This is a genomic window from Pseudomonas sp. PVC-5-1 (assembly GCF_057444345.1).
Map to the genome: position 1 here is coordinate 4,244,577 of NZ_CM172024.1, position 21,871 is coordinate 4,266,447.

The following is a 21,871-nucleotide window of genomic DNA, read 5'->3' on the forward strand; positions in this document are numbered from 1 at the left end:
CCTGAACGCCGGCTGCTGGACCACTTTTACCGCCAGCACGGCTCACGCATGCGTGCTGCGGGCGATGCTGAGCTGTGGGTGGCGCGGGGCCCCGGCATCATCGCAGGCTTGAGCCTGAGCACGGTGGGCGATGGCTTGTGGCTGACCGGGTTGTTCGTCGACCCGCAGCGGCGCAGCCAGGGCGTGGCCGGGCGGTTGGTCGAGGCGGCGCTGGCGCAGGCTGGCGGGCCCACCTGGCTGTTCTGCCACCCGGACCTTGCGCCCTTCTACCAGCGCCTGGGCTTCGACATGGCTCTGCAACTGCCGGAAACCCTGGCTGGCCGCCTGCAGCGCTACCAGCGCAGCAAACGCCTGGTGGCACTGCAACGGGGTCAGTCGTCGCTGGCGTCGAGCCCGGGGAACAGCACCTCGGTGTAGCCGAACCGGGAAAAGTCCTGGATGCGTGACGGGTAAAGCCGGCCGATCAGGTGGTCGCATTCATGCTGCACCACCCGCGCATGGAAGCCGTCGGCAAAACGGTTGATCGGGTTGCCCTGGGGGTCGATACCTTCATAGCAGATGTGCTTGAAACGCGGTACCACACCGCGCAGGCCGGGCACCGACAGGCAGCCTTCCCAACCGTCCTCGATCTCGCTGGATGTGGGCGTGATGACAGGGTTGAGCAGGATAGTCTGCGGCACCGGTTCGGCATCCGGGTAACGCTCGCTGCGCTCGAAGCCGAAGATCACCAGCTGCAGGTCGATACCGATCTGTGGCGCGGCCAGGCCCACACCGCCCACATGGCGCATGGTTTCGAACATGTCGTCGATCAGTTGCTGCAGTTCGGCGCTGCCGAGCATGTGCTCGGGCACTGGCGGGGCGATGCGCAGCAGGCGTTCGTCGCCCATCTTGAGAATGTCACGGATCATCTGGGGTTCGGCTCTGAAGATTGGTGCTCGCTCGGAACGGGGTGCTCATGGCCCAGCACGGTAATGGTTTCGCGGGGTTTGTGCTCATCGACGTCCTTTTCGCCAGGGTTCTTGCCCTCGCTCGACATGTGCTCGATCACTGCGTTCATCTCCGCGCCCAGCAGCAAAACGGCAGCGGAGATATAGAAATACAGCAATAGCACGATGATTGCACCGATACTGCCGTACATCGCGTTGTAGTCGGCAAAGGTCTTCACGTAGTAGGCAAAGCCCAGCGACGCCAAGATCCACACCACCACCGCCAGCACCGAACCCGGGGTGATGAAGCGGAACTGCTGCTTGACATCGGGCATCACGTAGTAGATCAGCGCCACCGCCACCATCATCAGGATGATGATCGCCGGCCAGCGCAGGATGGTCCACACCGTGACGATCACCTCCTGCATGCCTACCTGGGCGGCAATCCACTCCATCACCTGCGGGCCCAGCACCATCAGCGCCGCTGCCACCAGCAACATGCCGGCAATGCCCACGGTATAGATGATCGACAACGGAATGCGCTTCCACACCGGGCGGCCCTCGGGCACATCGTAGGCGGCGTTCATCGCGCTCATCATCAGGCGCACACCGGCCGATGCGGTCCACAAGGCAATCACGATACCTACTGACAGCAGCCCGCCCTTGGACTGCTGCAACTGGTCGATCACCGGGTTGACCTGCTCCAGCGCCTGGGGTGGCAGCACCAGTTCCGATTGCAGGCGCAGCCAGGAGAAGAAGTCCGGCAGGTGCAGGAAACCGATCAGGGCGATCAGGAACAGCAGGAACGGGAACAACGAGAACAGCATCTGGTAGGCCAATGCGGAAGCGTAGGTCGACATCTCGTCGTCGAGGAATTCCTTGACGGTGCGTACCAGCACGCGGTGCAGGGGCAGGCCGCGCAGGTCGGGGAAAATCATAGCGTCTCCTTTCGCCGCTTGATTCGTGGGTACCACGGGTAAGTCTAATAGACCATGCCGCTGCTGTGCTGATCCCGGCCATGCTGCAAGAATTTGCTTACGCCAGTAGCGGCCTATTCGCGGGCACGCCCGCTCCCACAGGTACCGCACAGTGCTTGAAATCTGTTCAGTACCTGTGGGAGCGGGTTTACCCGCGAAAAGGCCGGGACAGGCCAGTCACATCAAGGCTTTTTCACCGCGTCCTTCACATTGCCCTTGATCTGTTGCCCCTCGCCCTTGAGCTCCTGCGCTTCACCCTCGGCCCGCAGCCGCTCGTTGTCGGTCACTTTGCCGACACCCTGCTTGACGTTGCCGATCGCTTCGTTGGCCAAGCCTTTCGCTTTGTCTTTGGTACCGCTCATGGCAAAACTCCTGCAATTGGGGGCACGTGGACCGTGCCGACAGTCGGTGGACCCGACGCCTTCGCCAAGCGTTCCAACAGTTTTTTCGCCTTCGAACCGAGCGGCAAGGCGGTTGGCAAACCTTGCCCCGCTACCCGCCACCCCTCACAATGCAGGCCTTCATAGCGTCAACCCGCAGGAACCTGCATGAAACTCGACAAACCCGCCGCCATCGCCCGGCGTAACGAAGCACTGGCCCGCCCGGTGCTGACCAGCAGCAACACCCTGTTCGCCATCCTCGACCGCAAGCGCAACCTGTGGTGGTTCGAGGTGCCGGTGGCGCTGCTGCGCAAGGGCCAGCCCGACTGGGTCAACCTGCTGCTGCACACCCCGGAAAGCGACGAGCTGCAGCACCTGAAGGTGCCGACCAACTTCCTGCGCGCTCACCAGGAACAGATGGAAGTGCGCAACCCCGGCAAGCGCCGCTCGACCATCAGCCTGGCCCTCAGCGCCGACCGCGACTCGCTGCTGCGCGACACCCGACCGGGTGGCGAGCAGCTGGACTTCCGTAGCTTCGTGCAGGCCTGATCAGGCCTTTTCGATGCGATCGTCATGGATGACGATGCGGCCCTGCTTGAACAACCCGCCAATGGCCTTCTTGAAGTTGCCCTTGCTGACGTTGAACAGCTTGCTGATCAGCGCCGGGTCGCTCTTGTCGCACACCCCCAGCACCCCACCTTCGGCCTCCAGGCGCGCCATGATCTGCTCCTGCAGGCTGTCGGCCAGGGCAGCACCCACCGGTTGCAGGCTCAAGGCGATCTTGCCGTCCGCGCGCACTTCCTTGATGAAGCCCTTCTCGTGCATGCCCGAGCGCAGGAACTTGAACACCTCGTTCTTGTGGATCAGGCCCCAGTGGCGGTTGTTGATGATCGCCTTGAAGCCCATCGGTGTCTCGCCGGCCACCAGCAGCTCGACCGGCTGGCCCACCTGGTAGTCCGCCGGGGTACGGTCCAGGTAGCGGTCCAGGCGTGAGGTGGCGGTGATGCGGCGGGTGCGCTTGTCGAGATACACGTGTACCACGCAGTAGTCGCCGATTTTCAGCGGCCGCGCCTCTTCCGAGTACGGCATCAGCAGGTCCTTGGACAGGCCCCAGTCGAGGAAGATGCCGGCACCGTTGATATCCTTGACCTTGAGGCTGGCGAACTCGCCAACCTGCACCTTGGGCTTCTCGGTGGTGGCGATCAACTGGTCTTCGCTGTCCAGGTAGATGAACACGTTCAGCCAGTCATCCACTTCGGTTTCGGCGTTTTTCGGGATGTAGCGCCCGGGCAGCAGGATCTCGCCGTCGGCGCCGCCGTCCAGGTACAGGCCGAAGTCCACGTGTTTCACGATTTGCAAACTGTTGTAACGCCCAAGCAGAGCCATTTCCGATGTTCCTCAAGACAAGGCGGCTATTCTACACCTGAAGCCAGCGCGCCGCCCGACCGCTGATGCAGTGGAACCGTCAGCGTCCCTCTTGCGTCTACCGACCGGCAAGCACCCGCAAGGAGCAGCCCATGCCGCTACGCCTGTCCAAAGCCCTGCTCGTCGCCATCGGCTGCGCCCTGGCCCTGGCCGCCTGCAGCCGTATCGACCTGGCCTACCGCAACCTCGACCGCCTGGTGCCGTGGTCGCTGGGCGACTACCTGGCCATGAACAGCGAGCAGAAGGCCATGCTTGACGACCGCCTGCGGGAGCACCTGGCCTGGCATTGCAAGACCCAGCTGCCTGGTTACCTCGACTGGCTGGACCGGGTACGCGGCATGGTCGCTGACGACCAGGTGACCGACCAGGCCCTGCAGCAGCGTACCCGCGAAGCCCGCGAGGCGATTGGCCGGGTAGCCGAGGAAATCACCCCTTCGGCCACCGAGCTGCTGCGCGGCATGAGCGATGCCCAGGTGGCGGAGATGCGCGAGGCGTTCCGCGAGGACATCAGCGAACGGCAGAAGAAGTATGTGGATACGCCGCTGGACAAGCAGATCGCCCGCCGTACCGAACGCATGGAGAAACGCCTGACGCCGTGGTTTGGCGAGCTGACCGCGGTACAGAAGCAGCGCGTGCAGGCCTGGTCCCAGGCGCTGGGCGACCAGAACCGCGAATGGATCGCCAACCGCGCGCACTGGCAGCAGCAATTGCTGCTGGCGATGAACCAGCGCAACGACGCCAGCTTCGAGCCGCGCCTGGCAACGCTGTTGCAGCGCAAGGAGAGTTTGTGGACGCCGGAGTACCGGGCGGCGTATCAGAATACCGAGCAGCAGGCGCGCAGCTTGCTGGTGGACCTGGTGCACCAGAGTACCCCGCAGCAGCGGCGGCACCTGCAGGAGCGGTTGGGCAAGGTGCGCACCGATTTCAGTGAATTGAAGTGTTTGAAGGGGTAATTGGGAAAAGCAGGCCCGGCCTCTTCGCGGGCTTGCCCGCTCCCACAGGAACCCACTGCCCTCGAGAGCTGTGATGTACCTGTGGGAGCGGGCAAGCCCGCGAAGAGGCCGGGCCTGCTAAAGCACAGTCACCGCCCCTTGCGCCTATACGGAAACACATCGATCACCTTCCCGTCACGAATCGCCGCCTGCAGCCCCTTCCAGTAATCCGCGTCGTACAACTCCCCATGCAGGCGGCTGAACAAGCGCCGCTGGCCGATATCGGCAAACAGGAACGGCGGAAACTCCTCGGGGAACACGTCATGCGGCCCGATCGAGTACCACGGCTCGCCCGACATCTCGTCCTCCGGGTAACGCGGCGGCGGGATATGGCGGAAGTTCACCTCGGTCAGGAAGCTGATCTCGTCATAGTCATAGAACACCACCCGGCCATGGCGGGTTACGCCAAAGTTCTTCAGCAGCATGTCGCCAGGGAAGATATTCGCCGCCGCCAGCTGCTTGATGGCCAGGCCGTAATCCTCCAGGGCCTCCAGCACCTGGCCCTCGCTGGCGTGTTCCAGGTACAGGTTCAGCGGCATCATGCGCCGCTCGGTCCAGCAGTGGCGGATCAGCACCGTGTCACCCTCGAGCGCCACGGTCGATGGCGCCACCTCCAGCAGTTCGGCCAGGCATTCCGGCTCGAACTTGCTGCGCGGGAATCGAAAATCGGCGAACTCCTGGGTATCGGCCATGCGCCCGACGCGGTCGACGCTTTTCACCAGCCGGTACTTGTCTATCACCGTGGCACGGTCGACCGTCTTCGACGGTGAAAAACGGTCCTTGATGATCTTGAACACGGTGTTGAAGCCCGGCAGGGTGAACACGCTCATGACCATGCCGCGCACCCCGGGCGCCATGACGAAGCGGTCGTCGCTGCTGGCCAGGTGGTTGATCAGCGCCCGGTAGAACTCCGACTTGCCATGCTTGTAGAAACCGATGGAGGTATACAGCTCGGCAATGTGCTTGCCCGGCAAGATGCGTTTGAGGAAGTTGACGAACTCCGCCGGCACCGGCACATCGACCATGAAGTACGAGCGGGTGAAGGAAAAGATGATCGACACCTCGGCCTCGTCGGTGATCAGCGCATCGGCCTCGATACCGTGCCCTTCGCGGTGCAGCAGCGGGATTACCAGCGGCCATTGCTCATCGCTGTTGAACAGACGGCCGACCAGGTATGCACCCTTGTTGCGGTAAAGCACCGGCACAAACAGCTCCAACGCCAAGGTCGGATCCTTGCATACCCAGTCCGGCAGGCAGTCGCGCAACTGATCCTCCAGGCGCACCAGGTCGCCCTCCAGGTCGCCGTACGGCACATCGAACGGGTAATCGCTGAACACCGCCCGCAGCAGGCCCTTGAGCCCACCGTCAGGCCGATAGGTACGGGTTTGCGCGGCGCGCTCACGGCTGCGCATGGACGGTCGGGTGGTGTGGATGAACATGCAGCCGTCGCTGATCAGGTCGTGGCTGAACAGGCTGCAGAACAGCGAGTTGTACCAGGTCTCGGACAGCTCGTCGTCCAGCCTTGGGTCGATCAGGTGGATATAGGCGTTCTTCACCAACGGCCATTGCTCCACATCCAGCAGCACGTCCTCGGCAAAGCTCTGGCGCAGCCAGCCGTTGACCTCGGCGACCTTCTCTTCATAGAGATTGATACGGGCGGCGGCGGCACGCTGGATATCCTGCCAGCGCGCCTGCTCGAAGCGCTGGCGGGCACCGAGGGTGATGCGCTGGAAGTGGTCGCGGTAGTCGTCGAAGCCGGCAAGGATCGTCCGGGCGATTTCGACAGCGGGCCAGGGCTGGGGCATGCGAGGACCTCGGTGCGGTGTTGAGTTACAGAGCTTAGTCGCCTCTTGGTTTTTGCGGAGCCTGTGCCGGCCTCTTCGCGGGCTCGCCCGCTCCCACAGGATTACCACAGGGCCGAGCATTGCAGAGAACCTGTGGGAGCGGGCGTGCCCGCGGAGAGGCCGGCACAGGTTTACACCGCAAGAAAGCACAAGAATCCCCTGCCCCCCTGGCGTACACTCGCGCCCCTGCCCTGCCTCCGGAGACCGTTGTGAGCCCCATCGCCCTAGCCCGCCTGCTGACCCTTGCCGCCGTCTGGGGGGCGAGCTTCCTGTTCATGCGCATCATCGCCCCCGAGCTGGGCACGGTGCCGACGGCGTTCTTCCGTGTGTCCATCGCCTGCCTGGGCCTGGTTGCACTGCTCGCCGCCGCCCGCGTGCGCTGGGACTTCCAGGGCAAGCTCGGCGCCTGCCTGGTGCTGGGCATGATCAATTCCGGTATCCCCGCCACGTTCTACTCCGTGGCCGCCCAGGTGCTGCCCGCCGGCTACTCGGCAATCTTCAACGCCACCACACCGCTGATGGGTGTGCTGGTCGGCGTGCTGTTCTTCCGCGAACCGATGACCCTGGCCAAGCTCTGCGGCATCTTCCTCGGCCTGTTCGGCGTCGGCATCCTCAGCGGTGCCGGCCCGGTGGCCCTGGACCTGGCCCTGCTGCAAGGCGCCCTCGCCTGCCTGGCGGCCACCACCTGCTACGGCTTTGCCGGCTTCCTCGCCCGCCGCTGGGTCAGCGGCCTGGACAGCCGCCTGTCGGCACTGGGCAGCATGCTCGGCGCCACCCTGATGCTGAGCCCGCTGTTCACCTGGAGCGCGCTGAGCCAGCCACCCGCCAGTTGGGGCGGCTGGCAGGTGTGGCTGTCGCTGCTCGGCCTGGGCCTGCTGTGCACAGCGTTCGCCTACATCCTGTACTTCCGCCTGCTGGAGGAGATCGGCCCGGTCAAGGCCAGTACCGTGACCTTCCTGATCCCGGTATTCGGCGTATTGTGGGGGGCATGGCTGCTGGACGAGCCGCTGTCGATGGCGCACCTGTACGGTGGCCTGCTGATTGGCGTGGCATTGTGGCTGGTGCTGCGTCCGGCGCGCAGCTGAAGCGGGGTACACGATGAACGACGCGTACAAGAAGGTCCTGTTCCGCCTGGAGCAGGACGAAAACGGCTACCCGCCCGCCTCGGTCGAGGGCCTGTGGGCCAAGGCCGTGGAAGGCGGCTATGCCGTCGACAACATTCCCTTCCATGTCTACGGCATCGCCCCGGGCGACGTGATCGGCACCCGTGAGGAAGCCGGCGAAACCTGGTTCGCCGAACTACGCCGCAGCAGCGGCAGCTCGGTGTTCCGGGTGATCGTCAAGCCCCCGGAAACCCTGGACCAGGTATGCGCGGCCTTGCACGACTTCGGCTGCAACTGCGAAACCGAGCAGGCGGTGAAGATGCTGGCGGTCGAGGTCCCGCCGCAGCGCTCGCTCGACACCTTGCTCTACTACCTGCTCACCCAGCGCGAAGCCGGCCTGCTGGACTTCGAGGAAGGCGTACTGCGCCACGCCATCCCCGAAGAGTTCCGCTAGGGCCTACGCCTCGGCCAGGCGCGCGGCGGGCTTGCGGAACACGAACAGCAGGCCCACCACGATCAGCCCCATGCCCAGCAGGCTGAGCGGCGCCAGGCGGTTACCGAAGATCAGCAGGTCCATCACCGCGGTCACTGCCGGCACCAGGTAGAACAGGCTGGTGACATTGACCAGGTTACCCTTGGCGATCAGCCGGTAAAGCAGCAGGGTCGCCAGCAGCGAAACCACCAGCCCCATCCACAGCAGCGCGCCGACGAAACCGCCAGTCCACTCCACATGCAGCGGCTGCAGCGGCGCGAACAGCGCGCACATGGCAAAGCCGGCCAGGTACTGCAGCGGCAGTGTGCCCATGGGGTTGTCGGTGATGCGCTTCTGCAGGATCGAGCCGAAGGTCATGCTGGCCAGCGCCAGCAAGGCGAACAACATCCCCGCCAGCGATACCCCGCCCAGGTTGATGCCCTGGTAGACCACCATGATCAACCCGCCAAGCCCCAACCCGAGGCCGAACAAGCGGCTCCAGGAGCGCTGGCGCTCCATCAGCACCACGGTCAGGATCGGTTGTACCCCCATCACCGTGGCCATGATGCCGGGGGTGACATGGGTATCGAGCGCCAGCAGGTAGAAGATCTGGTAGGCGCCGAGCAGCACACAGCCGGTGCCCAGGGCCCGCAGGATGGCCCCGCGACTACGCGGCCAGCGCAGCCCCAGCAACGGGCCGATCAGCAGCAGCCCGGCCAGGGCCAGCGCCGAGCGCAACAGCAGGAAGGCAAACGGGCTGGCATGCGCCAGGCCGAGCTTGGAGACGATCGCCCCGCTGCTCCACAGCAGGACGAACAGGCTGGTAGTGGCCGCCGAGGCCACGGATGCTTTGCTAAAGACAGACATGTATTGCCACCTGATTCAAGGCGAATAAGCCAGACGGACGGCGTGCGCTTCAGCGTGGGAAGTCGCCGACCGTGTTCAGTAGGTTGCGTGTGCGAAGGGATGCGGCCAGAAGCCGATCAGCCCAGCACGACCACGCAAGGAGGCGGAGCTACGCCGCCTACGACGCCACTGACAGGTGGTGGTGGATAGTGACTGATCATCGCCGGCTGCTGGCAGCCACGCACGACCATGCCCGCGACTGGCGCGATGGCAAAGCTTGTGGTGGATGGGTTGGCTGGCATGAACAGGTCTTCGGGGAGAGAACAATGGGCTGGACTATAGCCCGGTGTTTCCTGGCTGGCAACTACCCCGCCGGCCACAATCCCGTGTAGGAGCGGCCTTGTGTCGCGAGGGGGCGCGAAGCGGCCCCAGTTCTTTGCATCCACGCCGATATTGCCGGGGCCGCTTTGCGGCCCATCGCCGGCAAGCCGGGCTCCCACAAGTACGGCGCAGAACTCAAGATTTTCGCGGTCCCTGTGGGAGCCTGGCTTGCCGGCGATGGGCTGCGCAGCAGCCCCAGTGACGTTAACTGGCTGGTAAGGGGTCGCGTGTATATTGGTTAATTTCTCACCACCCCGATTCGTCTGAATGCGAAACGCAGCCCGCATTCACCCGTTTCGAGGACCACCGATGAACGTATCCGCCTGGCTCTACCGGCCAGCCCAGATCACCTGCCTGCTGCTGGTCAGCGCCTACGCCCACGCCGCCAAGCCCGGCGACGTGTTCAAAGACTGCAAGGACTGCCCCGAGATGGTCGTGCTGCCCGCCGGCAGCTACGTGATGGGGGCCCCCGACGATGAAGTCGGCCGTCAGCCCGACGAGGGCCCGCTGCACACCGTGACCTTCACCAAGCCCTTCGCCATGAGCCGCTACCAGGTCACCGCCGGCGAACTGGACGCCTATATCAAGGCCACCGGCACCGTCATCAAGAGCGGCGACGACCGCCCCGGCCGCTGGTGCGAAGCCAGCAAGCCCAGCTACAAGCAAGGCCCCCGTCAGCCGGCGGTATGTATCGACTACGACGAAGTGCAGGCCTACACCCGATGGCTGGCGAAAACCACCGGCAAGCCGTACCGCATGGTCAGCGAAGCCGAACGCGAATATGCCGCCCGTGCTGGCTCCAGCGGCCCGTTCCCCTTCCCCTTCGACGAACCTGGCAAATACGAGATCAGCAAGCACGCCAACACCTATGGCCCCAAGGACGGCTACGCCTTCACCGCCCCGGTGGGCAGCTACCCGCCCAATGCCTTCGGCATGTACGACATGCACGGCAACGTCTACGAATGGGTCGCCGACTGCTACCACGACAGCTACGAAGGCGCCCCCACCGACGGCAGCGCCTGGATCCAGGACCCCAAGTGCATCCGCGCGCACATGCGCGGCAACGACTGGGGCGAGCCGCCGATCTTCTCCCGCTCGGCCAACCGCAACGACCGCCTCAAGACCACCCGCGGTGACTTCCTCGGCTTTCGCGTAGCACGCGAACTGTGAAGTTGTGACGCGGTTAACGCAGCATCGCCCAAAAAAATCGCCAATAAGAATCGTTCCGGTTTTTCACAGGTGCTGCGTCATATAGCTGACATAGAAAAAAACCCTCTGCCAACGAGACCGCAATAGATGTCCAAGTCCCTCCCCGGCCCGCTCAATCCGCTTGCCAAAGCATTACTGATCCGTCATTCCCTTCGTCCCCAGCGCGCGCTCACACGCATCGGCCTGGGCCTGGCGATATCCGCTGCGATGGTTGCCCAGGTGCAGGCACAGGAGTGGACCCTGGATATTCCTGCGCAGTCGATGAACTCGGCGTTGCAGGCACTGGCCAGGCAGACCGATACCCAATTGCTGTACAGCCCGGAAGATATCGGTGGCCTGCGCTCCTCCGCACTCAAAGGGCGCCACGACCTCGCTTCGTCCCTGCGCATCCTGCTGGGCGGCAGCGGGCTGCGTTATCAGATCGACGGCAACACCGTGACGGTAACAGCGGGTTCAGCCGCAAAGGACGGCCAGGTCGAGCTTTCGGCGACCAACGTCAATAGCGTGGGCCTGGGGGCCACTACCGAAGGCACGGGTTCCTACACCACCGGCGTGACCAGCACGGCCACCCGCATGAACCTGTCGATACGCGAAACACCGCAAAGCATCAGCGTCATCACCCGCCAGCAAATGGACGACCAGCACCTGGCGACCATTACCGACGTGCTGAAGCAGAACCCGGGCATCACCATGTCCCAGGACGGTGGCGAGCGCTTTCACATCTATTCACGCGGCTCGGAAATCAGCACCTACCAGCTCGATGGCGTGAACACCACGCAAGACTACCTGACGCGCAACATGCCCAACACCCTGATGGACATGGCCATGTTCGACCGCATCGAGATCGTCCGCGGCGCCACTGGCCTGATGACCGGTGCGGGCGAGCCCAACGGTGTGGTCAACATGGTACGCAAGCGCCCCACGCGTGAATTCCAGTCGTATGTGCAGGCCGGTGTGGGCTCGTGGGACTACTATCGCACCGAGGCCGACGTGTCCGGCCCACTGATCGAAAGCGGCAAGCTGCGTGGCCGCCTGGTGGCCGCCAAGCAGAGCAACCAGAGCTACATGGACTGGTACAGCCAGGACCGTGACCTGGTCTACGGCGTGCTCGAAGCAGACCTTACCGATACCACCACCGTGCGCTTCGGCATGGACTACCAGACCTACGACGCCAATGGCGCGCCAGGTGTGCCGCTGTTCTTCAGCAATGGCCAGCCCACCAACTTCTCCCGCTCGACCAGTTCCGGGCCGCGCTGGATGTATGAAGACTACACCACCAAGAACTACTCCTTCGGCCTGGACCAGGAGCTTGGCAATGGTTGGCAGTTGAAGATGGCCGGCAACTACATGGATGTCGATCGCGACTCGCTGTCGGCGTTCTACCGCACCGGTGCGGGCGTATCTACCCTCGATCAAGCCACCGGCAACGCCAAGTCCGACCTGCTGCAAGTCGATGCCCACCAGGTTCAGCGGGGCATGAACATCACGCTGCAGGGGCCTTTCGAGCTGTTTGGCCAGACCCACGAACTGGTTACCGGCTTCGACTACATGGATTACGAGAACAACCACTTCACCGGGAAAGCTGGGGAAGCCACATTCAACTTCTACACCTGGGGCAACCGCATACCGCAACCTGGCAACTATTCGCCACTGCTGGACTATGACCTGACCATCCGCCAGACCGGCTACTTCATTGCCACCCGGCTCAACTTCACCGACGACCTGCACATGATTCTCGGTGCCCGTACCACCAACTACCGTTCGGACTCGAACCAGGTGGTATTGACCACTGGCACTGGCAACCCCACGCAACTTAAGGAGCACGGAGAGGTAACACCGTACGCCGGCCTGATCTATGACCTGACCGATGAGCAATCGGTGTACGCCAGCTACACCGATATCTTCAAGCCCCAGACCAGCCGCGACCGTACCGGCAAGGTGCTGGACCCTGTGATCGGGCAGAACTATGAAATGGGCTGGAAAGGTGAGTTCTACGATGGTCGCCTGAACGCCAACGCGGCGATCTACCTCATCAAGCGCGACAACCTTGCAGAGGAAGACACCGGCTTCAGCGTACCGGGCGTGCCTAACTCCACCGCTTACCGCGCGGTCAGCGGCGCCGAAACCAAGGGCATTGATCTTGAACTGTCCGGCGAAGTGGCTCGCGGGCTTGAAGTTCATACCGGTTACAGCCACTCCCGCACGGAAGATGCCAATGGCGCTCGGCTGACGTCTCAACTGCCGCTGGATACATTCCGCCTGTGGACTACCTACCGCCTGCCCGGCGAATGGGAGCGCCTGACTGTTGGTGGTGGGGTCAACTGGAACTCCCAGCAATCCCTGGCCACCCGCTACAACACGCGCATCACCCAGGAAGACTACGCCGTGGCCAGCCTGATGGCCCGCTACAAGATCAGCGAGCACCTGGCCGCCACGCTGAACGTAGACAACCTGTTCGACAAGAAATACTACGCAGGCCTGGCCGGCAACTATGGCCACTATGGCGCGCCGAGGAACGCGACGCTGAACCTGCGCTACGATTTCTGATCAGCAGAACGAAAAAAGGCGACCCTGGAGGTCGCCTTTTTCATGCCTGCATGGTCTTCGCTTCGGTACGCGGTCCGTTGTAGGAGCGGCCTTGTGTCGCGAAAGGGCTGCAAGGCAGCCCCGGCAATTCCTGCATCACTGCTGAGCCCCTGGGGCCGCGTTGCGGCCCTTTCGCGACACAAGGCCGCTCCTGCAAAGAGTGAGCAGGTTTACTGGCTGATCGTATCTGCCAGCAACAGCCTGGCAATCACCCCCTCAAGGACATCCACCTGCTCAAGGATGTCATAGTGCCCGGCATCAACAGCAATGTCCTGGCAGCTACCCGAGATGCCACCCGCGTGCGCGCCCTCCCCCGCCCACCAGCAACTTGCCGCTGCCTCGGTAGACGGTAGCTGGCGCAATTGACGCGAAAGCGCCTTGAGTTTCATGGCCACGACAAAGGTCTGCGCCAGATCAGCGTTGCCGATTTCGGCATAGGCCGACTGTACAGCCTGTGCGGCCCGTGCCGTTTCGATCACGCGCTCCAGGGCATCCTGAGTACTGCCGACCGGCACGACCGGCAGCACCAGTGCATCGGCCGAAACCCCGAGAATCACCGCCAGGAAGCCACGCAGGTCAGCGCTCCAGTCACTTTCCTGCACGGCTTGCCTGGCCGAGGGCACGAAGCTGTCCACCAAGGCCAGCACCGCAACCCGCTGCCCCTGGCTTTCCAACTCCTTGGCCACCAACACCGCCAGGGTGCCGCCCAGCGACCAACCTGCCAGCTGATAAGGGCCTTCGGGTTGCTTCTGGCGAATGTACTGTGCGTAATCGATAGCCATCGCTTCCAGCGAATCATCCACCCAGGCGTGATCCAGCAGCATCCGGCATTGCAGGCCATAAACCGTGCAACGGCCTTCCAGCCGGCGCGCCAATGGCTCGTAATCGAACACCGTGCCAAACCCGGCATGCAGGCAGAACAGCGGTGCACTCGCGCTCACTCGACTGTTCAGCAACAACAGCGGGTCCAGGCTGGCATCGTCGGGGGCATAACCCGACAACTCGGCGATGGTCGGCCGGGCAATCACATCACGCAGTTTCAGTTCGATCGGCAAATCCTCACGGGCACGGACCTTGGACAGCATCTTCAGCACGCGCAGCGAGTCACCACCCAGTTCGAAGAAGTTGTCATCAACACCGACCTGCTCGACTTCCAGCACTTCCTGCCAGATCGCTGCCAGCGCCTGCTCGATTGCATTACGCGGGGCAACCCATGCCCGGCCTGTGGCAAACTCGGGTGCCGGCAAGCCATTGCGGTCGATCTTGCCATTGGGGGTGAGCGGCAGCGCCGGCATCAGTACAAGCTGTGCCGGCACCATGTGATCCGGCAGGTCGGCGCGCAGGGCATCACGTAATTGCTCGGCGCGGGTATCGGCATTGTCCGTCACCACGTAACCGATCAGTTGCTTGCCCGTGCTGATGTCACGCGCCACCACCACGGCATCGCGCACGCCAACCAGGTTGCGCAGGCGTGCCTCGATTTCTCCCGGTTCGATGCGGAATCCGCGAATCTTCAGCTGGTTGTCCAGGCGCCCAAGGAAGTCGATGACGCCATCGGCGCGGCGACGCACCCGGTCACCGGTGCGGTACAGGCGGCCACCCGGGGCAAACGGGTCGGCCACGAAGCGCTCGGCCGTGAGTGCGGCCCGCTGGTGATAGCCACGCGCCACGCCCTCTCCGCCGATGTAAAGCTCACCGGCCACACCATCGGGCAGCGGGTTGAGGTGCGGGTCCAGTACGTGCAGCGTGCGTTCGCCCACACGGTCGCCGATCGGCGCGTACACAGCCTCACAGGTTCGTTGCACCGGCACTTTCCACAGCAGAGGCGTAACCACGGTTTCCGTCGGCCCATAGCCGTTGGTCAACCAGCGTGGACGCAGCGTGCGCTTGACGTGCTCGAACAGGGCGTCCGGTACCGCATCACCGCCAAAGCAGTACACCCGCACCGCTGGCGCGGGCTGCTGCTGGCTATCGGCGAATTCGGCCAACTGTTGCAGGTAGGCCGGCGGGAAGCAGGCGATATCGATACGCTGGGCATGCAAGGTCTGCCAGGTTTCTTCTGCCGTCCATAGCCGGTTGTCACGCACCACCAGGCAACCACCCGAGGACAACGTCGACAGCCAGCGCTCCTGGGCCCCGTCGAAGGCGAACGACATGAACAGCAGCTCGCGGGTCTGCAGGTCCATCTCGTACAGCCCGGCGATGGCCTGGCAGTGCATGCGAATCTGGCCGTGGCTCACCGCCACACCTTTGGGCTTGCCGGTAGAACCAGACGTGTAGATCAGATAAGCCAGGTTATCCGCACACGCGCGCTGTTCAGGTGCAGTAGCAGGCAGATGGTCCAGCGCTTGCTGGTCGAGCTCGACGCACCGCGCTACCTGGGTAAAGCACTGGCGCAAGCCACTGCTGGTGACCAGCAGGTGCATTGCCGAGTCCTCGACGATCCACTGCAGACGCTCTTGTGGGTAGTCGATATCCAGTGGCACATAAGCTGCGCCGGTCTTCATCACCGCCAGGAAGGCCACGATCACCTCCACCGACCGCTCCAGGGCAATACCCACGCAGCTTTCCGGGCGCACGCCCTGCGCGATCAGGTGGTGGGCAAGGCGGTTGGCGCGCGCGTCCAGCTGGCCATAGGTCAACTGTTGGCCGCCGCAGACTACCGCCAGGGCCTCGCCACGCTCACGGGCATGCCCGGCGACAAGCTCGGCGAGCAGCGGCTGCTCGCGCCCAGGTGCCGCAAGCTGGTTGCGCAGGTCGGCGTGCCTGGCCTGCGCCGGCGTCAGCATGCCCAGGCTGCCCAGCGTGGCCTGGGGATTGTCCAGCATGGCGCTCAGCAGGCTTTCGAAACTGCCGCGCAGGCACTCGACAGCGGCTTCGGTAAAGCGGTTGCGCAGGTACAGGAACTCAACCGAAAAGGTTTCGCCCAATTGCACGGCCAGGTCCATGGCATAGTTGGTGACGTCGCGGTTACGTACTTCGCCAAAGCGCAACGTTCCGCCGCCGCCCTCGCGCAGGCGGTCGTCAACCGGGTAGTTCTCGAACACCACAATGCTGTCGAACAGCGCTTGCCCTGGCCGCCCGGCCCAGCGTTGCACATCGGCCAGCGCTGCATGCTCGTGGTCGCGCAGCTCCAGGTTGTAGTGCTGCAGCTGGTGCAGCCAGTCGCTGACAATGTGCTGGGGTTGCGGCGCCTGCACCACCGGTAGCGTGTTGATGAACAGCCCCAGCATCTCGCCTGCACCGGCCAGGCTGCTGGGGCGCCCGGCCACTGTGGCGCCGAAGCACACGCTGGCCTGGCCGGTGTAGCGTTGCAGCAGCAACAGCCAGGTGGCCTGGACCAGGGTATTGGGCGTAACCCTCAGGCGCCGGGCCTGGTCACGCAGGTGTTGCGTGCGCTGCGCATCCCAATGCAGGTACAGCGCATGGTGCCCGACAAGCTTGCCGTCCGCTTGCGGTGCAACACTGTCGGCCAACAGCGTCGGCCCCTCCAGGGCACGCAGCTTCTCGCTCCAGAACTGCTCCAGCTTGCCCATCGGCTGCTCGGCGAGCCAACGGATGTAGTCACCGAAGCGCCCCCCCGCATGGCTGGCGGGCCGGCCGTGATAAACCTGCAACACCTCGCCCAGCAACCGTGAATTGCTCCAGCCATCCATGAGGATGTGGTGGCGCGACCAGATCAGGTGCAGGCGTTGCTCATCCACTCGAACCAGTGTCAGGCGCATCAGGGGGGCACACGCCAGGTCGAAGCCTTCGGCGGCCTCTTCGGCTGCCAGCGCCTGCAAGGCGTCGCTGGTCACCTCACGCCCACGCCAGTCGAGCACGCGCAGCGGCAGGCTGGCCTGACGCTGAACCACCTGCAAGGGCTCCGCCCACCGGGCCGATGACAGGAAGACCGTGCGCAGGATGTCGTGGCTGGCGATCACCTGGTTCCAGGCCGCGACGAAGCGGTCTATGTCCAGGCCGTGCACATCGACCGCAGTCTGGTTGATGTACAGCGCGGCGTCGCTCTCCTGCAGGGTATGGAACAGCATGCCCTGTTGCATCGGCGACAGCGGGTAGATATCGGCAATCTGAGCAGCAGGTACCGGCAGGTCGTCCAGTTGCGCCTGGTTCAGACGGGCCAAGGGGAAGTCCGATGGCGTGAGGCCTTGGGTGTCATCCTGGCAGCAATGGTTGATCAAGGCCTTGAGTTCTTCTGCATAGGCATCGGCCAGTTGCTGGATGGTCGAGGTATCGAAGACTTCACGGCTGAACGTCCAGCCCAGTGTCAGCTCGCCGCCGTACACCTGGCCATTGAGCGCCAGCAGGCTGCTCAATGGCGCATCCTCATCCTGGTTCAGCCCGGCATTCTCGCTGGCCGGTCTGAACAGGCTCGCCTGCTGGTCGAAGCTGCCATCGAACTGCCCCAGGTAGTTGAAGATGATCGCCCCCTGGGCCAGCGCCGCCAACGTCTGCCGAGCTTCACCAGCCCCCAGGTAACGCAGCACACCATAGCCAAGACCCTTGTGGGGCACCGCGCGCAGTTGCTCCTTGATGGTCTTGATCGAACTGGCCAGCTCGGGCTGAGGGCTGAGGTTGACCGGGTACATGCTGGTGAACCAACCCACCGTGCGGCTCAGGTCGATACCGTCGAACAGTTCCTCGCGGCCATGGCCTTCCAGGCGCACCAGTACCTGCGGCTGCGCGGTCCAACGGCTGACCACACGGGCCAATGCCGTCAACAACAGGTCGTTGATCTGCGTGCGATAGGCTGCCGGTGCCTGCTGCAACAGCTTGCGGGTCCAGAGCGGGTCCAGGCGAGTGCTGACCGACGTTGCATGCTTCTGCAGGTTTTCGCCCTGGGGATGATTGCAAGGCAAAGCATCGCTGGCGCCTTGCAGTTGATCACGCCAGTAGTGCAGTTCATGTTGCAGTGCCTGGCTGCTGGCATAGGCCTGCAGCTGTTCGGCCCAGACCTTGAACGCGCTGGTCTTGGCCGGCAACTTCAACGGCTGGCCGAGGGCAAGCGCCTGGTAGGCCTGTTGCAGGTCTTCCAGCAGGATCCGCCATGACACGCCATCGACCACCAGATGATGAATGACCAGCAGCAGCCGCTGGCTGCCGTCTGCCAGCGTTGCCAGCACGGCGCGCAACAATGGCCCTTGAGCCAGATTCAGGCTGCGCTGGGCCTGATCGGCCAAGCGTTCCAGCGCCTCGGCATCAACGCATTCGCGTACCCACAGCAGCTCGGTCGATACCGGCGCGCCGATCGTGGCCTGCCAGCGCCCGGCACTCTGCCAGGCATTGAGCCGCAGCAGGTCGTGATGGGCATGCAGGTTGCCCAGCGCCATGCTCAACAGCTGCGCATCCAGTGCCTCACCGGGCTCGAGCAACACCGACTGGTTCCAGTGGTCACGTGCTACAAGCGCTTGCTCGAAGAACCAGTGCTGCACCGGAACAAGTGGCAGAGGCCCGGTGACCACGCCCTGCTCCAGCGCTTGTGCTTCGCTGCGCCGGGCAACCGAGGCCAGCCCCTGCACGGTCTGATGCTGCAGCAACTCCTTGGGCGTGAACTGGATATCCACCTGGCGCGCACGGCTGACCACCTGCAACGAGATGATCGAATCGCCGCCCAGTTCGAAGAAGTTATCGGTCAGGCCGACCTTCTCCAGCTTCAGCACATCCGCCCAGATCGCCGCGATCTGCTGTTCCAGATCGCTCCGCGGCGCAACGTACTCGCCCTGCAACTGGCTGGCATCCGGCTGCGGCAGGGCCTTGCGGTCCAGCTTGCCGTTCGGCGTCACCGGCAGCTTGCCGAGCAGCAGCAGGTGCGCCGGCACCATGTAATCCGGCAAGCCGGCCTTGAGCGCCTCGCGCAGGCTGTCGCGCAATGCGCCTTCGTCTTGCGTGCTGTCGGCGGGCACCACATAGCCCACCAGCTGCTTGCCGCTTGGCCCGTCCTGGGCCAGCACCACGGCTTCCTGCACACTCGGCAGCTCCAATAGACGCGCCTCGATCTCGCCCAGCTCGATGCGCAGGCCGCGGATCTTCACCTGGTGGTCGATGCGCCCGGCGTAGTCGATCACCCCATCGGCGCGGTAGCGCGCCAGGTCGCCGGTGCGGTACAGGCGCCCGCCATTGTCGCTGAACGGGTCCGGCACGAAGCGTTCGGCGGTCAGCGCCGGGCGTTGGTGGTAACCACGGGCCAGGCCGACACCACCGAGGTACAGCTCGCCGGCACTGCCGCGCACCGCCGGTTGCAGGCTGCCTTCGAGGATGTGGGTCTTGAGGTTGTCGATCGGCTGGCCGATCGGCACGCTGATGCTTTCGTCCGGCTGGCAGGTCCAGTGGGTCACGTCGATCGCCGCCTCGGTCGGGCCGTACAGGTTGTACAGGCCCGCCGCCGGCAGGCGTTGCAGGGTTTGGCGGGCCAGTTCGGCCGGCAACGCTTCACCGCTGCACACCACGCGCTTGAGGCTGACGCAGCTTTCGACCGCTTCGTGGGTCATGAACGCCTGCAGCATCGACGGCACGAAGTGCAGCGTGCTGATGCCGTGGTGGTTGATGGTTTCGACCAGCAGCTGCGGGTCGCGGTGCGCGCCGGGCTGGGCCATGACCAGGCGTGCGCCGGTCATCAGCGGCCAGAAGAACTCCCACACCGACACGTCGAAGCTGAACGGGGTTTTCTGCAGCACGCTGTCGCTGGCGTCCAGCCCGTAGGCCTTCTGCATCCAGCACAGGCGGTTGACCAGCGCCTGATGGCTGTTGCCAGCACCTTTCGGGCGACCGGTGGAGCCGGAGGTGTAGATCACGTAGGCGAGGTTCAGCGGGGCCACGTCGATGTTCGGGTTGGCATCGCTGTAGCCGTCGAAATTCTCGGTGTCCAGGTCCAGGCTGCGCAGGCCGGCCGGGATCGGCAGGGCTTCATGCAGGTGCGACTGGGTCAGCAGCAAGGCGATGCCGCTGTCCTCGAACATGTAGCTCAGACGGTCCTGGGGATATTCCGGGTCCAGCGGCACATAAGCGCCGCCGGCCTTCACGATGCCGAGCAAACCGATGACCATCTCCAGGCTGCGCTCCATGGCGATGCCCACCAGCACATCCGGTCCCACGCCCTGCTCGCGCAGCTTGTGCGCCAGCTGGTTGCTACGGCGGTTGAGCTCGGCATAGCTCAGGGTCTGCTCGCCAAAGGCCAGCGCCGGGGCATCCGGGGTGGCGAACACCTGGGCTTCGACCAGCTGGTGGATGCTGGCTTCGCCTGGGTAATCGGTTTGCGTGGCATTCCAGCCATGCACGATCTGCTGCCGCTCCCCGTCATCCAGCAATGGCAGCTCAGCCACTCGCTGGCCTGGGTTGCCGACGATGCCCTGTAGCAGGTTCAGCCAGTGCCGCGCCATCTGCTGTATGGTCGAGGCATCGAACAGGTCGGTTGCAAAGGTCAGCGTGGCGCTGATGCCCAACTCATGTTCGAAGCTGTCCAGCGTGAGGTCGAACTGCGCCGCGTGCACGTTCCATTGCAGGCTCTCGACCTCCAGGCCGGGCAAGCTGCGGCGCTCGCCCTTGCCCCGGGTCTGGTGGTTGTACATCACCTGGAACAACGGGCTGTGGCTCAGGCTGCGTTCAGGCTGCAAGGCATCGACCAGCTGTTCGAATGGCAGGTCCTGATGCACCTGCGCGCCCAAGGCTCGTTGCCGCACTTGCGCCAACAGCTCGGTGAAGGTCAGCTGCGTATCGAACTCGGCACGCATCACCTGGGTATTGACGAAAAAGCCGATCAGCCGCTCGGTCTCTACGCGGTTACGGTTGGCGATGGGCACGCCCACGCGCACATCGGCCTGCCCGGAGTAGCGGTGCAACAATACCTGGAAACTCGCCAGCAGCAGCATGAAGGGTGTCGCCCCCTGGTGCTGCGCCAGCTGTTTGAGTGACTGGCTCAACGCTTCGCCCAGGTCAACGTCGATCCGCTCACCGCGGTAGCTTTGCAGCGCCGGGCGTGGCCTGTCGGTGGTCAGTTCCAGCACCGGGTGGTCGTCGCCCAGCTGCGCCATCCAGTACGCCAGCTGACGCTCACGCTCGCCAGCGTCCATCCAGGCACGCTGCCAGATCGCATAATCGGCGTACTGGATCGGCAGTTCGGCCAGCGCCACCTCCCGACCTTGGCTATAGCCCTCATAAAGCTGCACCAACTCATCGATGAGCAAGGGCATCGACCAGCCATCGGCGACGATATGGTGCAAGGTGAGCACCAGCACGTGCTCGTCCTGCGCCAGTTCCAGCAGTTTTACCCGCAGCAGCGGCCCATGGACCAGATCGAACGGCTGCTGGACCTCAAGCGCGACCTGCGCCCGCAGAACCTGCTCCTCCACGGCCCCCAAGGCCTGGCAGGCCAGCTGGAAAGGCTGGTTCGGGTGGATGACCTGCATCAGCTGGCCATCTTCCTCGGCAATGGTCGTGCGCAGGGCTTCATGACGCTGGATCAGCGTCGCGAAGCTGCGCTGCAGGGCTGCCAGGTCGAGCTGCCCCCTGAACCGCAGCGCGGTCGGAATGTTGTAGGCCGAGCCGGTGGGCTCCAGCTGCCAGAGAAACCACTGGCGTTGCTGGGCATAGGACAGCACAGGGCGTTCGACATCGTGCCTGGCCACCGGGATGGGCAGTTGTGCGAGCGTGACGCCCTTGGACGCCAGCTTTTCGAGAAACAGCTTCTGCTGCGCCAGGGGCAGACGGATAAAGCGATAAACCAGGTCTGCG

At 64.0% G+C, this 21,871-nt stretch carries 15 protein-coding genes; 7 read left to right on the forward strand and 8 right to left on the reverse strand.

The genetic code is table 11. From position 1 onward, the window contains the following. Positions 1-48 precede the first annotated feature (48 nt). Positions 49-417, forward strand: coding sequence for a GNAT family N-acetyltransferase (locus AC2T3R_RS19500; RefSeq protein WP_410953335.1), 369 nt, complete (start codon positions 49-51; stop codon positions 415-417). Here the strand turns inward: AC2T3R_RS19500 and def are convergent. From def to AC2T3R_RS19515, 3 genes are all read right to left on the reverse strand, one after another. Next, the gene (def, locus tag AC2T3R_RS19505) at positions 372-908 is read right to left on the reverse strand and encodes a peptide deformylase (protein ID WP_013973724.1); all 537 of its coding nucleotides are present in this window, start codon (positions 906-908) and stop codon (positions 372-374) included. The two genes, AC2T3R_RS19500 and def, sit on opposite strands and share 46 nt — an antisense overlap. Further along, the gene (locus AC2T3R_RS19510) at positions 905-1,864 is read right to left on the reverse strand and encodes a YihY/virulence factor BrkB family protein (protein WP_013973725.1); all 960 of its coding nucleotides are present in this window, start codon (positions 1,862-1,864) and stop codon (positions 905-907) included. The genes def and AC2T3R_RS19510 overlap by 4 nt, the downstream gene beginning before the upstream one ends. Before the next feature lie 221 nt (positions 1,865-2,085). After that, positions 2,086-2,265, reverse strand: a complete 180-nt coding sequence (locus tag AC2T3R_RS19515) for a CsbD family protein (RefSeq protein ID WP_015271319.1) — start codon at positions 2,263-2,265, stop codon at positions 2,086-2,088. 186 nt (positions 2,266-2,451) lie between these two features. Between AC2T3R_RS19515 and AC2T3R_RS19520 the strand changes: the two genes are divergently transcribed. Further along, a complete protein-coding gene (locus tag AC2T3R_RS19520; protein WP_486744132.1) occupies positions 2,452-2,832 on the forward strand; it encodes a hypothetical protein in 381 nt (126 codons plus the stop codon). Here AC2T3R_RS19520 and AC2T3R_RS19525 read toward each other — a convergent pair whose 3' ends face one another. After that, positions 2,833-3,669, reverse strand: a complete 837-nt coding sequence (locus tag AC2T3R_RS19525) for a CvfB family protein (RefSeq protein ID WP_013973728.1) — start codon at positions 3,667-3,669, stop codon at positions 2,833-2,835. 131 nt (positions 3,670-3,800) lie between these two features. Between AC2T3R_RS19525 and AC2T3R_RS19530 the strand changes: the two genes are divergently transcribed. Continuing rightward, positions 3,801-4,661: a DUF6279 family lipoprotein gene (locus AC2T3R_RS19530; RefSeq protein ID WP_486744133.1), complete on the forward strand. Its 861-nt coding sequence runs from the start codon at positions 3,801-3,803 to the stop codon at positions 4,659-4,661. Between the two features lie 128 nt (positions 4,662-4,789). On the opposite strand, the gene aceK is transcribed toward AC2T3R_RS19530, so the two are convergent. Next, complete coding sequence (aceK, locus tag AC2T3R_RS19535) at positions 4,790-6,505, reverse strand: bifunctional isocitrate dehydrogenase kinase/phosphatase (RefSeq protein WP_486744134.1); 1,716 nt, start codon at positions 6,503-6,505, stop codon at positions 4,790-4,792. Between the two features lie 248 nt (positions 6,506-6,753). Here aceK and AC2T3R_RS19540 point away from each other — a divergent pair, with 248 nt between their 5' ends. Both AC2T3R_RS19540 and AC2T3R_RS19545 read left to right on the forward strand, forming a co-directional pair. After that, positions 6,754-7,629: a DMT family transporter gene (locus AC2T3R_RS19540; protein WP_486744135.1), complete on the forward strand. Its 876-nt coding sequence runs from the start codon at positions 6,754-6,756 to the stop codon at positions 7,627-7,629. 13 nt (positions 7,630-7,642) lie between these two features. Next, on the forward strand, positions 7,643-8,101 hold the full coding sequence (locus tag AC2T3R_RS19545; RefSeq protein ID WP_232881374.1) for a DUF4265 domain-containing protein: 459 nt from the start codon (positions 7,643-7,645) through the stop codon (positions 8,099-8,101). 3 nt (positions 8,102-8,104) lie between these two features. Here AC2T3R_RS19545 and AC2T3R_RS19550 read toward each other — a convergent pair whose 3' ends face one another. After that, on the reverse strand, positions 8,105-8,986 hold the full coding sequence (locus tag AC2T3R_RS19550) for a DMT family transporter (protein WP_041505660.1): 882 nt from the start codon (positions 8,984-8,986) through the stop codon (positions 8,105-8,107). Positions 8,987-9,102: 116 nt separating this feature from the next. After that, positions 9,103-9,267 carry a hypothetical protein gene (locus tag AC2T3R_RS19555; protein WP_177328635.1) on the reverse strand — a complete coding sequence of 55 codons (165 nt, stop codon included), beginning with the start codon at positions 9,265-9,267 and terminating at the stop codon, positions 9,103-9,105. Between the two features lie 388 nt (positions 9,268-9,655). Here AC2T3R_RS19555 and pvdO point away from each other — a divergent pair, with 388 nt between their 5' ends. Both pvdO and AC2T3R_RS19565 read left to right on the forward strand, forming a co-directional pair. Next, positions 9,656-10,516 (forward strand): dihydropyoverdine dehydrogenase, encoded by an 861-nt coding sequence (gene pvdO, locus AC2T3R_RS19560; RefSeq protein WP_486744136.1) that lies wholly within the window; start codon positions 9,656-9,658, stop codon positions 10,514-10,516. A gap of 126 nt (positions 10,517-10,642) precedes the next feature. Beyond that, on the forward strand, positions 10,643-13,102 hold the full coding sequence (locus AC2T3R_RS19565) for a TonB-dependent siderophore receptor (protein ID WP_486744137.1): 2,460 nt from the start codon (positions 10,643-10,645) through the stop codon (positions 13,100-13,102). A gap of 209 nt (positions 13,103-13,311) precedes the next feature. Here the strand turns inward: AC2T3R_RS19565 and AC2T3R_RS19570 are convergent, their stop codons facing one another. Continuing rightward, on the reverse strand, positions 13,312-21,864 hold the full coding sequence (locus AC2T3R_RS19570) for an amino acid adenylation domain-containing protein (protein WP_486745295.1): 8,553 nt from the start codon (positions 21,862-21,864) through the stop codon (positions 13,312-13,314). Positions 21,865-21,871 lie beyond the last annotated feature (7 nt).